We start from the raw sequence: 12,204 nt of genomic DNA, 5'->3' as shown, positions 1-12,204 counted from the left end.
ACGCGCCGACGCCACGAGGGCGGAGCGGCGACGGTGCGGGCGGGAGTGGGCGGGCTCGGGTCGCGTGGCGACGGAGGCGGCGGAGGGGGTACGGGTGCGGGTGCCGGCGCCCGGACGCGTGGGCGTCCGGCTGCGGCATCGGAGGCAGGGGTACGGATTCGGCGTCCCGCTGCGGAGCCGAACGAACGGTTACGGGCTGGGCGTCCGTGTCCCGGGCGCGTCAGCGTCCGGTCGCCGAGCGCCGCTTCCGGTACGCCGCCGCGGGGTCGGATCCGTTGAGGTAGTACCAGGGGAACTCGGTGACACGGCCCTCGGTCGCCCGGAAGCACTCCCGCGCCGCGTCCCGTTCCCCGGCGACGGAGAAGGCCATCGCGAAGGTGTTGAGCACCTGGATCCCGCTGCCCTCGTGGACGAAGTCCGGGTGCCGGAAGGAATGGTCGGCGGCCTCGTGGAGGGAGGCCCGCACCTCGTAGCCGCCCATGTACGCCGCGTCCTCGCCCGCGTCGAGGGAGAGCCACTGCTCGATGTGGGCGATGGCGACGAGCTGGCCGAGCGGAGTGCCCCCGGGGGCTCCGAACGCGGACGCGCACGCGAAGGCGTGCATCTCCTCGTGCGAGCCGCCCCACTTGTCGCAGACCTGCTGCAACTGCTGCTGGTGCGCCTGAAGGTGGCGCGGGTCCCTTCGTACGGTCGCCTCGAACCGGCGCCGCGCCGTGGCCTGACCCACCTGGAGGCCTCGTCCGGTCACCTGGAGGCCGTACCAGGGGGACACCCACAGCGGCTCGCGCTCGGCGGCCTCGTACAGCCACGTCTCGGCCGCGCGCAGGCGCGCGTGGAAGATGTCGAACTGCTCGCGCGAGACCTGGGAGGCGAAAGCGCTGGTGCGGGCCTCCCAACCCCAGCTGATGTGACGGATCCCCGCCACGAGCCTGGGAAGGGCCGCCTCCGGTTCCGCTTCGAGGACCGGGGCGATCCACCGCTCGACTCCGGCGGTGTCGCCGACGGCCCACAGGAGTTCGACCCGGTCCTCGCTCTCGGGACGCGCCTCGAGCACCTCGCGCACGGCGGTCCAGTTCCCGGCCTTGGCGGCCTCCCGTACGCGGCCGACCGCGGGATCGCCGGAGTCCTTCTGCACCCGAGCGCTGGGCCGACCGGCCCATCTCCCCAGCGTGAGCCCCCAGTCGCCGAGCAACGCCATATCCCCACCCCTTGCATGTCCGAACAGGGAGGTCGGTGATCACTCTCCTGTGGAGGTAGTGACTATCACGCGTGACCGACAATCGCACATCTGTTTCTCCGGGCAGCTCGCCCCATCCGACGAGCGCTTCCCACCCCGTCGAATCCCCCGCCGCCACACGCCGGGCCCGCGGGATCGGGAGTCAGATCGTTCCGCACATGCTTGTAGAGGCTTTCCGCGGCCGCGGTGACGGCGGCCCTTGTCGCCCGGTGCCCTGGTTCGACCCAGTGGGGCACCACCCGGACTTCTCCGTGGTGCCTCAGGGGAGTACGGAGGTGTCGGCCGGCCTGACAGGGTGCTCCTGGGGCTGGTGGGTTCCGGCCGTGGTGACGACGATCAGAGTGTCGTCGTGCGCCCAACGGCGCGTTCCCGCTTTCGGCGGGTTGAGCAGCGGGATCCGGGAGTCTCCGGGGCGGTAGCCGAGGGCGGTGTCGCCGTGCCGTCCGGCGGCCTCGACGAGTGCGGCGAAGGACGCCTCGGTCCCGGCGGGGACGTAGTCGGTGGCGGGACGGAGGCGGACCGCGTTGCCCTCCGGAGAGAACAGCTCGTCGAAGGCCGCCGCGAGTTCGACGGTCTGCGAGACCTGGGCCATGAGCAGGCCGACGAGCCGTCCGCCGACCACGAGGTCTGTGTGCGGGCCGACCGGGGCGAGGGGGCTGTGCCGGGCGTCCGTCAGCTCGGCGACCGTGGGGCTCCGGCGGCCCGACTCCCACTCGGCGGCGCGGAGCCGGAGGAGGGTGACAAGGGTGTGCTCGTCGGGGTCGGGGTGGCCGTCCGGGCCGCCGAGGACGAGGACGCGGTCGGCCGGGTCAGCGATGGGAGGGGTCTCCCCGCGGACCGCCTCCCAGCCGTTGCGGGCGAGCCCGTCGACGACCTCGGGGCCTCGCCGGTTCCAGCCGAGGACGAGCACGCGGCGGGGGACGGCGTGGATGGCGGAGGCGGTCGCGGCCTGCCCGGGCGAAGGCGGCGGGGGCGGCGGGGACTCTGACACCGGGGTTCCGTTCCACGTCGGCGGGGTCTCGTTCGTCGCCAGGACGACGACGGCGTCGCCGGGGCCGAGGACCGTCTGCGGCGGGGGGTTCAGGAGCGGGGAACCGTCGGGCCGTACGAGGCCCACCACGCACGCGTCCGCGCAGGCCGCCCGCAGCGCGGCGAAGGTCCTGCCGCCGAGCCCGGGGACACGGTGGACGTGCAGCTCGGCGCCGGCGAAGTCGAGCAGGTCCTCCAGGACCAGCGACAGGCCGGGTTCGATGACGCACTGGACGAGGGTCCGGGCCGCGATGCCGTCGACGTCGAGGACGACCGCGCCGGGCCCGGCGGCGAGCCGCGCGGTGGCGACGTGCTGGGTCTGCCGGACCGCCGCCACGACCCGTACCGGCCTCGTGTCGCCGACCACGGCCCGTAGCGCGAGCAGCGTCTTGACGACCTGGGTGTCGGCCTCGGGGGTGTCCGGCGGCAGCACCACGACCGCTCCTGCGGCGGCCGGGCTGACGCGGGCGAGAGCCGCCGGGTCGGCGGGGCGGCCGCGTCGGCAGAGGAGCCGGACGCGTCGGACGCCGGCGGCGGCGAGAACCGCCCGCAACTCCCGCTCCATGTCGAGCTTGTCGCGGTCGGCGAGGACCACGACCGCGCTGTTCCGCCGCTGGGCATGCGCGGCGAGCAGCTCGGCGACGAGCGTCGGGGTCTGCTCGGACCAGCCGAGGACCAGTGAGTGGCCGCGCTCCACGACCGTCGACTGGCCGCGCTGGAGCTCGGTCAGCCGGTCGGTGATCGCGGTGGTGACGAGGCCGACGAGAGTCGAGACGTAGAGGAGGGAGACGAGGGCCAGCAGGACGGAGAGGACCATCCGCAGCGGCGGGCCGACCTCGCCGCCGATCCGGAGTGTCTGGCCGACGGTCCGCCAGACGGTCGCGACCTTGCCCTGGAGGGTGTCGGGCGAGCGGTTGTCGGTCCAGACGAGGAGGGCGCTCGCCGGTGCCACCACAGCCAGGCAGACCAGCGCGAGCCAGCCCGCCGCCGCGGTCATGCCCTTCACCACGGTGCGGTCCACCCAGTACTGCGTCCGGTCCCGCAGCGATGCCACGTGCCGGTGGTGGGGCGGGCCGGGGGGAGGCGGGCCCGGGACGGCGGCGGGACGGGACGGCCGCTGGGGCGGGACCCTGTTCTCGAACTCCTTGCGCACGTCAGCAGGGTGACGGCGGCACCGGGGCGAAACGCCGGTGACGGGCTCCGTTCATCCTTTCGGGCAGGCGGCCGGGCGTCAGGTGTTCGACCCGGAAGCGCTCTCGCGCTCCCGCATGCCTCCTCGCGCTCCTCCCCACTCCGCCGTGCGCCCGGGCGCCGTGTCCGGCCGCGTTTCCCCGGGTACGGGGTTCACCGCGTCAGGGCAAGCGCTGTTCGGTCCAGATGATCTTCCCGGCCTCGGTGTACCGCGTCCCCCAGCGCTGGGCGATCTGGCCGACCAGGAAGAGGCCGCGTCCGCCCTCGTCCGTGTCCGCCGCCAGCCGTACGCGCGGCGAGGTGTTGCTGCCGTCGGCGACCTGGCAGATCAGCGTCCGCCCGTACACCAGGCGGACGCCGATCGGGCTGCCGCCGTGCCGCATGGCGTTGGTGACCAGTTCGCTCAGGATCAGCTCCGTACCGAGGACGAGGTCGTCGAGTCCCCAGCGGCGCAGCTGGGCCGTGGCGGCGGCCCGGCTGGCGGACACCGCCGAGGGGTCGGGCGGGACGTTCCACTCGGCGATCCTGTCGCCGGGCAACGCGCGGGTACGCGCGACCAGCAGGGCGATGTCGTCGGCCGAGTCCGCGGGAAGCATCCCCCTGAGCACGGCCCGGCAGGTCTCCTCCGGGCTGCGCCCCGGGTGGGACAGGACCGTGCGCAGGCGCTCCAGGCCCACGTCGATGTCGTGGGTCCGCGACTCCACCAGCCCGTCGGTGTAGAAGACCAGCTGACTGCCCTCGGGGACGTCGAACTCGACCGTGGTGAAAGGCAGCCCGCGCAACCCCAGTGGCGGGCCGACCGGCGTATCGGGGATGTCCGTGGTGCCGTCGGGGCTCAGCAGCATGGCCGGCAGATGCCCGGCGCGGGCGAGCTGGCAGCGGCAGGTGACCGGGTCGTAGACGGCGTAGAGGCAGGTGGCGCCGATGACGGCGTCCTCGCGGCCGCCGGCGGTCTGCTCGTCGTCGATGCGGGCGACGACCTCGTCGAGGTGGGTGAGGAGTTCGTCGGGGGGCAGATCGAGCATGGCGAGGTTGTTCACGGCGGTACGGAGCCGCCCCATGGTGGCGGCGGCGTGCAGGCCGTGTCCGACGACGTCGCCGACCACGAGTGCGACGCGGGCGCCGGACAGCGGGATCACGTCGAACCAGTCTCCGCCCACGCCCGCCTGTGCGGGAAGGTACCGGTGGGCGGCCTCGACGGCGTCCTGCGCCGGCAGCCCGCGTGGCAGGAGGCTCTGCTGGAGCGTCACCGCGAGTGGATGGCCGCCGCTGATGGCGGCCGCGAGCTGTTCCTGGCTGGTGTACCGGGATTCGAACTCACCCCCGTTGCAGCCCAGGCGGAGCACGGCGATGCGGTCGGCGACGGCCTGCACGTCGTCGAGGTTGTGGCTGACCATGATCACCGCGTGGCCCTGGTCCCGCAGCAGGCGGATCAGGTCGAGCATCCGCGAGGTCTGTCCCACCGTGAGCGTGGCGGTCGGCTCGTCCAGGACGACCAGTTCGGGCCTGTCCAGCAGCGCACGTGCGATGGCCACGGTCTGACGCTGGCCCAGGGTGAGCGACTTCACGGGGGTGCGGATGCCGGGGAGGCTGATGGCGAGGCGTTCGAGCAGGGCGATGGTCCGCTTCTCCATCTCGATCTGCCGCAGGACCCCGAACCTGCGCAGTTCGCGGCCGAGGTAGAGATTGGCGACCACGTCCAGGCGGTCGACGAGCGACGGGTCCTGGTAGACGGTGGCGATGCCGAGGCGTCGGGCGTCGACGGGTCGGCGCAGCTCGACCGGGACGCCCTGCCACTCGATGGTCCCCGCATCCGGCGGGACGACACCGGAAACCGCCTTCACCAGAGTGCTCTTGCCCGCTCCGCTGTCACCCACCAGACCGAGCACCTGTCCCCGGTCCACCCGGAGGTCGACCGCGTCGAGAGCGACGACGCCACCGAAGTGCTTGGTGATCCCGCGCAGGGACAGGAGCGGCCCCCTGGGCACTCGCCCACCTCCACCCTCTCCGCGGCCCGTCGGACGGCACCCGGTCCGCCGCCCGACCGGGCGGGCCTTCCGAGGAACCTTCGGCAAGGGTTGTCCACTCCGGTGCCCGCCCGGTGAACGGTGGAGACGGGACACGCGAGAACGCCCCGTTCGGCGGCACGTTCCCGCGGACTCGTCCCACCGTCCAGGAACGCCCCCGCTCTTCGGCGCGCCCGGGCCGCCGCCGACGAGGGCGGGACCTTCCGGCGGCGTCAGGAGGCGTCAGGACCGTCTCGCAGCCGACGCGCCGGGCCGGAAAGCGGGCTCGGCCCGCAGGCGTGCTCACGGGTGGTGATCGAAGGGATTCACGAGGTGAGAAATTAGATGAATCCTTCACTGAATTCGCGTCAATAACCATCAGGAATTATTTCAATCGCATAACGGGAGCACCTGAAAGGCCTGGACCAAGGCGTCAGCTTTTCCTCAACTAGCTTTATTCTAAAGCCAGTTGAGTGTTCATCAGATACGGAGGCGTAGGTAACGGAATGGATTATTTGAACACTCTCCCCTTTGTCCCAATTCTCCACGGGAAGGTTCTGACAGGCTTCCGCGCACCCAGTCTTCTGACCAAAGAGTTGAGGTGTGCATGCCTAGACATAGGAAGCCGAAGGACAGTCGTACCCGCCGGGCACGGCCCCGCAGACCCTTCATCGGCGTGACCGCCGCGATGGCCGTCGCGGCCGTCATAGCCGGCGGGATCGCCTACGGGGCGGGACGGGCGGACTCGGAGAGGACTCCGCTCGCCCGCCTCGAGACCCCCGTCACCACCGTCGCCGACACCGCCGTTCCCGCCGCCGCGCCGGCCAGGAGCGTGGAGCCCGAGCCCATCGAGAAGAAGCCGGACAACCAGCCGGCCAAGGGCATGGTGTACGACGGGCTCAAGGTGGCCCCTGAGGGAGACCGCTGCGCGGGCGTCTACGCCACGGCCACCGGGCTGTGCACCCACGGCCCCGACGCGCCGCCCAAGGGCGTCGACATCAAGAAGGACACTCCCCCGGCCGTCAAGTCCGTGGCACCCGCGAGCGATCCCGCGAAACCGGCGGCACCGCGGCCCGCGCCCCGTACCGGCCAGGGCCCTTCGCAGGACGCGCCCGCCGTCGACGCGAAGGCACCGCGTACGCCGGCCGCCGCGTCACCGAGTCCCTCCACCGCCGCTCCGGCAGCCACCGGGACCACCACGGCCGCCGCCGGGCCCGCCGGGCAGACCGTCCAGTGCGACGGCGACGGCAGCACCGGCAACCGGGTCCAGGTCGTGTACGTCCACGGCCCGGGACGCGACCGGTACTCCCAGTACCTCGCCTCCTTCCGCAAGTGGGCCGCCGACGCCGACCTCATCTACTCGGCCAGCGCCGAGGAGACCGGCGGCGTCCGCCACATCCGGTACGTGACGGCAGCGGACTGCACACCCACGGTCCTCAACATCGAACTGCCCGACTCCGCGCTGTCGGAGTTCAGCGCCACCAACCGCGCGCTCGCCGCCAAGGGCCTCGACCGACGCGACCGCAAGTACATGATCTTCGCCGACGCGCAGGTGTACTGCGGCATCGGCACCTTCGCGGGGGACGAACGGCCGGCCCAGTCCAACCTGAGCAACTTCGGCCCCTCGTACGGGCGTACCGACAGCGGCTGCTGGGGCGGACACACCGCGGCCCACGAACTGGGTCACAACCTCGGTGCGGTCAACAACAGCGCGCCCAACACCAGCCGGGGCGCGCACTGTACGGACGAGTGGGACGTGATGTGCTACTCGGACACCCCGTACTACCCGCAGATGCGCAACGTCTGCACCAACCGGGCCTCCGAGAACATCCTCGACTGCAACCACGACGACTACTTCCACACCAGTCCACGGCCGGGCAGCTACCTCGCCACGCACTGGAACATCGCCGACAACCAGTTCCTCATGCGGACCAAGGGCGGCGGCACCGGACCGGACCCGACGCCGAACCCCACACCCAGCCCGACATCCACTCCTACCCGGACGCCGACGCCCACGCCGACGCCCACGCCGACACCGACGCCGACCCCCACGCAGACCGGGCCGCGGCCAGGCGCCGGGCCTGACGTGACCGTCGGCCAGATCCAGGCGGACTCCGTCGTGGTGAGCTGGCCCCGGGTCGGCGGAGCGTCCTGGTACCAGGTGCTCCTCGACGGCAGGCACCTGACCTGGGTGCAGGGCACCGCGCTGCGGATCTACAACCTACGGCCTGGCACCTCGCACACCGCCGCCGTCTCCGTCCGCGACGGCCAGGGCCGTGACAGCGGACCGGGCCGGGCGACGAGCTTCCGTACCGCCGGAGCGGGCGGCACCACCACCCCCGGCACCCGCTATCTGCTCTCCAACGGCAGCACCGGACTGAGCGCCCAGCTGTGGGGCGGCCGGAGCGCCGACGGCACGGTACTGGTCGGTGCTCAGAGCAACGGTTACGAGCAGCAGCAGTGGTACTTCGACGACGCGGGCAGCGGTCTCGTACGCGTCCGGTCGGCGGCCTCAGCCAAGTGCCTGCAGCCCGGCGGCACGCCCGCCCCGGGCATGTGGGTGGCCCAGCAGCCCTGCGCGGCCGGCTCCTCCGCCCAGCAGTGGCGGATGACGGTCGCGGACGGCGCCGTGACCCTCACCGACCGGAGCGGCTCCTACGCACTGACCGTCAGCACCCGCCCGTACTACGGGTCCTGGTTGCTCGACCTCCAGCGCGTGGACGGCCGGCCGGCGCAGATCTGGACGGCCCGCCGGGCCGGCTGAACCGGCCCGCGGGTCCCGTCCGCGTCGCACCTGGGGCGGGCCGCCGAACGGCGGCCCGCCCTCGCGAACCCTCGCCCTTGCGTACCACCACCGCCACGAAAGCCCGCCCCCGCGCACCATCACCCGCGCGAACCCTCGCCGCTAGGAACACCCTCCCCCTGGCGTACCACCACCGGCTCGAACCCTCGCCCTCGCGAACCGCCATCCCCGCGAACCGCGCGCACCGCTCGGGACACGACTCGTCAGCCCCAGCCGGGAAGGCCCACGCCATCCCTCCCGTACCGGACCGGAGCACCGCCATGCACACCGCCACCCGCCCCGCACTCGTCCTCACCACAGCGCTCGTCCTCGGCCTCGGCCTGCCGCAGCCCGCCGCCGCACACGGCGACAACCTCGACGTCGTCATCACCGGTCACCGGGACGGCCACGTCCTGACCGAGGTGACCTGGGAGAACGACGGCGATCCCGTCGACGAGCAGGTCGCCGCGCTGGTCAGTGCCGTCAGCGCGGACGGCCTCCGCACGGCCGGCCCCTGGAAGCTCGTCCGCGGCACCCGACCCACCGCCTGGACCACCGCCGAAGCCCTGCCGACCGGCGTCTGGAAGGTCACGGTCGCGGCCGGACAGCCCGCACTCGGGCACTCCGAACGGCAGTTGACGGTGGCGGCGGCCCCCTCGTCACCCAGTACCGCGTCGACTCCGGGCGGCACCGCGGCCACGCCGGCCCGCACTCCTCACAGCGCGCGGGTGACGTCGCCGGCTCCGAAGGCGTCCCCGTCCCCGTCGAAGACCGCCAGCGCGGCCGAGAGCGAGGACGAGCAGACCTGGGGTCCCTGGCTGACCACGATCGGGCTCGCGGTCGCCTCACTGGCCGGAGCCGCCGCGGGAATCTGGATCCGGCGCAGGAGGGGAGGCCGACGCTGACGGCGACAGCACGCGCCCCGGCTCGCACCGGTCCGCCGCAAGTCCGCGACCGGGCCCCGGGCGACGGACCCCCGGTCGGGCCCTGGGGCGACGGGCCCCCGGTCGGACCCCGGATCGACGCGGGGGCCGTCGAAGGGCCCCAGCCGACACCGCCGCGGACGACCGCCGCGCTACACCGCTGGGTCCTCGACCGCCAAGGCGCGTCGCAAGCAGTCGGTCAGACGGCCCGCGACCGTCCCGGAGGGGTCGAGCCGCGGGTTGAAGATCGTGACGTCGAACCCGGCGGCCCGCTCGTGGCCCAGCACCGTCCTCAGGACGTCCTCCAACTCGGCCCAGCTCAGCCCGCCGGGCTGCCGGTAGTCCACGGCGGGCATGATCGCGTCGTCCAGGACGTCGACGTCGAGGTGGACCCAGTACCCCTCCCGCTCGGCAAGGCGGGCTACGGCGCCGCGCGCGGCCTCCCGCGCGCCGGCCGCGCGCACGTCGTCGAGCGCGAGGGCGTACAGCCGCGGCGGAAGCGGCAGGCTCCCCGCGGCGGCGGACTCGTCGGCGTCCCGGAAACCGAAGGCGACGACGTCCTCGTCCCGCACCAGCGGCCCCAGCCCCTCCAGATCGGCGAGCCGCCGGGGGCCGCGCCCCGTGGCCAGGGCGAGTTCCATGGACGCGACCTCGCCGGTGGGCTCGGCGGACGGCCGGTAGAAGTCCGTGTGGCCGTCGAGGAACAGCAGCCCGTACCGGCCCCTGCGCCGCAGGGCGAGCAGGTTCCCGAGCAGGATGCTGCAGTCGCCGCCCAGGACGACGGGAAAGCTCCCGGAGTCGAGCACCTCGCCGACGACATCCGCCAGCCGCACGGAGTACCGCGCGATCCCACCTGGGTTGAGCACCCCTGTCCCGGCGTCCCGCACCGGGTCGTACGCGGGCGGTTCGACCCGCGCGACCCGCGCCACTCCGCCGAGCACGGCGTCCGGCAGCTCCTGCACCCCGGACGGCCGCAGTCCGAGTACGGACGGCGCATCGACGACGGCAAGGCCACGCTCGCCGGGCAGCGTCATACGTCCATGGTGTCCCCGTCGGGCAGACCGCGCGCGCCGGTGGAACAGGCCTGCTCAGGGCCTTGCCCGGGCAGTAGCATCCCCGGATGCGAAGCATCGAGGACCTGATACCGCGGGCCGGATCCGACGACACCGCAGGCCTGCGGGAGGTCGACGCGCAGGAACTCGCCCGGTACGTGGTGGACCGCGGGCACCCGTGGTGGCGCCGCCGGCCGTGCGTGATCGCGCTGACCCGCCGCGTCCCCGAGCGGTACGTCCCCGAGCTGATCGCGTGCGTCCAGGACCCCCGGGACACCTCCGAGGTGCGCAGGTCCCTCCTCGACCTGCTCGCCGACCGGACCGAGCTGCTGCCCTGGCTGCGGCACGAGGATCGCGCGGCCGACACCTCGTACGGCATGGGCGAGGCCTTCCTGAAGGCGCGTGGCCTGCTCGGCGACCGCACGGCCGCGCGCGGACTGGCGACGCTCGCCGCCTCGCCGCAGCGGAGCGCGCGCGACGCGGGTGATGCCGGTCTGGACGGCCTCGTGGACCGGTACGGAGCGGACGCGATCCTGGCCGAACTCGGCGAGGGGCGCCCCGAGGACCGGGAGTTCCACGTCTGGATGCGGTACCGCGCCGACGAGGACGTGACCGACGCGCTCGCGGACCCGGACCGGCGGGTCGCGTACGTCGCCCACTCGCTCGCGACCGACACGGACCGTCTGCGCGCCTACCTCGACGAGGCGCCGACCACCGAGGCGAAGGTCTGGGCGGCGTACGCGCTGTACGGCCTCACCGAGGACCGGGCCGAGGCCAGGGCGGTCTACGACCGGCTGGGGCGCCCCCGGGTCGAGGTCGAGGGCCTGGACGAGGAGCTCCGGCGGGTGATCGTCCACGCGTACGGTCCCGGCTGCGAGCGCCCGAGCGACCCGCGGTGGCGGCTCGAGGCCGTCTGCGCCGATCCGCCCGCCCGGCCTGACGTGGACGACCAGCTCCGCCGGGCGACGGCCGCCCTCGCGGCGGCCGGACTGGCGCCGAAACCGCCGGTCTCATGCGGCGAGGACAACCAGCAGGGGGACGGGACGTACCACGTGATCGAGGTCGGCGGGGACCGGCTGCTGATCAGCACCCTCGGGCCGTTCGCGACCGCCGAGGAGGACGCTCCGGACGCTGCCCGGTGTGCGCTCGCATCGGCGGGCTTCCGCTGGATCGACGGGGAGACGGGGGCGATCCGGGTGACGGACCTCTGCGTCTACTCCTTCGGTCGACGCGACTCCCTCACGGTCGACGCGCTGCTGTTCTTCTGGCAGGACTAGAGGGTGGTCTTCCCCTGGCAGGACCAGGGGTGGTCTTCACCGGCAGGAGAAGACCACGGGGTGGGCCCGGGGTTGTCCGGCGGCCGGTGCCGCCGGACAACCCCTTCATCCGTGGACGGCTCAGGGCTTGTGCAGGAAGGTGAAGTCGCCCGAGAGCCGGCCGTTCAGCCGGTCCGCCGAGACGATCCTGCCCTCCGCGATCAGTCTCCCGACCTCGGCCCGCGACAGACCGAAGCCGTCGGCGATCAGCCGGACCGGCCGTACGGGAATCCGGGCGGCGAAGCGGACCGAGACGTCGACCGCCTCGCCGTCCGGGTGAGCGGTTCCGCCGGTGTCCAGGCGCCAGGCGCCGTCCCAGTCGAGGGCGACGCGGTTGCGGCGCCGTAGCACCGGATCCTGGAGCAACTCTGCTGCCAGACCGGGGTCGTTGTCGTGCATCCGGTCGAGCAGCGCGGGCGGTACGGAGCGGACGTGGGCCCGCTCCAGGACCGTGAGTTTCGCCGTCTCCCCGCAGGAGGTGCAGAGCACGAGGAGCCAGGCGTCGAGCAGTTTGTGGTTGGCGTTGACGCGGAACTTGCCGTTCGCCCGGCAGCGTTCGGCTCCGCAGGTGTGGCAACGGCGAAGGACCGCAGGAAGGCAGGTGGGCATGACCACCCAGGTGGTGAGCACAGGAGTACACCGGTTTCAGTGAGAAATCCGCAGCAAGA

Annotated in this window: 7 protein-coding genes and 2 pseudogenes; 3 read left to right on the top strand and 6 right to left on the bottom strand. The window is 73.0% G+C overall.

What is annotated here, in order from left to right; translation table 11 throughout:
* Nucleotides 1-220: 220 nt before the first annotated feature.
* From AMK27_RS05490 to AMK27_RS43450, 4 genes and pseudogenes are all read right to left on the bottom strand, one after another.
* Nucleotides 221-1,198 carry a hypothetical protein gene (locus AMK27_RS05490; RefSeq protein ID WP_073902942.1) on the bottom strand — a complete coding sequence of 326 codons (978 nt, stop codon included), beginning with the start codon at nucleotides 1,196-1,198 and terminating at the stop codon, nucleotides 221-223.
* Between the two features lie 298 nt (nucleotides 1,199-1,496).
* Complete coding sequence (locus tag AMK27_RS05485; RefSeq protein WP_073902939.1) at nucleotides 1,497-3,419, bottom strand: CASTOR/POLLUX-related putative ion channel; 1,923 nt, start codon at nucleotides 3,417-3,419, stop codon at nucleotides 1,497-1,499.
* A 199-nt stretch (nucleotides 3,420-3,618) separates the two neighbouring features.
* Nucleotides 3,619-4,719, bottom strand: a pseudogene (locus AMK27_RS43455) (SpoIIE family protein phosphatase); the annotation flags it as partial.
* Nucleotides 4,720-4,941: 222 nt separating this feature from the next.
* A pseudogene (locus AMK27_RS43450) lies at nucleotides 4,942-5,445 on the bottom strand (ATP-binding cassette domain-containing protein); the annotation flags it as partial.
* A gap of 694 nt (nucleotides 5,446-6,139) precedes the next feature.
* Between AMK27_RS43450 and AMK27_RS05475 the strand changes: the two are divergent.
* Both AMK27_RS05475 and AMK27_RS05470 read left to right on the top strand, forming a co-directional pair.
* On the top strand, nucleotides 6,140-8,227 hold the full coding sequence (locus tag AMK27_RS05475) for an RICIN domain-containing protein (protein WP_241847310.1): 2,088 nt from the start codon (nucleotides 6,140-6,142) through the stop codon (nucleotides 8,225-8,227).
* A 299-nt stretch (nucleotides 8,228-8,526) separates the two neighbouring features.
* Complete coding sequence (locus AMK27_RS05470) at nucleotides 8,527-9,150, top strand: hypothetical protein (protein WP_073902934.1); 624 nt, start codon at nucleotides 8,527-8,529, stop codon at nucleotides 9,148-9,150.
* Between the two features lie 170 nt (nucleotides 9,151-9,320).
* Here the strand turns inward: AMK27_RS05470 and AMK27_RS05465 are convergent, their stop codons facing one another.
* Nucleotides 9,321-10,202, bottom strand: coding sequence for an arginase family protein (locus AMK27_RS05465; protein ID WP_073902931.1), 882 nt, complete (start codon nucleotides 10,200-10,202; stop codon nucleotides 9,321-9,323).
* Nucleotides 10,203-10,288: 86 nt separating this feature from the next.
* Between AMK27_RS05465 and AMK27_RS05460 the strand changes: the two genes are divergently transcribed.
* Nucleotides 10,289-11,497, top strand: coding sequence for a hypothetical protein (locus tag AMK27_RS05460; RefSeq protein ID WP_073902928.1), 1,209 nt, complete (start codon nucleotides 10,289-10,291; stop codon nucleotides 11,495-11,497).
* Nucleotides 11,498-11,617: 120 nt separating this feature from the next.
* Here AMK27_RS05460 and AMK27_RS05455 read toward each other — a convergent pair whose 3' ends face one another.
* A complete protein-coding gene (locus AMK27_RS05455) occupies nucleotides 11,618-12,166 on the bottom strand; it encodes a DUF1062 domain-containing protein (RefSeq protein WP_073902925.1) in 549 nt (182 codons plus the stop codon).
* Nucleotides 12,167-12,204 lie beyond the last annotated feature (38 nt).

Origin of the sequence: Streptomyces sp. CB02009 (genome assembly GCF_001905825.1) — a bacterium.
GTDB lineage: Bacteria > Actinomycetota > Actinomycetes > Streptomycetales > Streptomycetaceae > Streptomyces.
The sequence above is the reverse complement of the archived record's forward strand: the minus strand, read 5'-3'. Positions and strand labels throughout refer to the sequence as shown.

Coding starts and splice junctions, on each gene's coding strand:
- AMK27_RS05490 (WP_073902942.1), bottom strand. CDS start 1,198: ATGGCGTTGCTCGGCGACTGGGGGCTCACGCTGGGGAGATGGGCCGGT.
- AMK27_RS05470 (WP_073902934.1), top strand. CDS start 8,527: ATGCACACCGCCACCCGCCCCGCACTCGTCCTCACCACAGCGCTCGTC.
- AMK27_RS05465 (WP_073902931.1), bottom strand. CDS start 10,202: ATGACGCTGCCCGGCGAGCGTGGCCTTGCCGTCGTCGATGCGCCGTCC.
- AMK27_RS05460 (WP_073902928.1), top strand. CDS start 10,289: ATGCGAAGCATCGAGGACCTGATACCGCGGGCCGGATCCGACGACACC.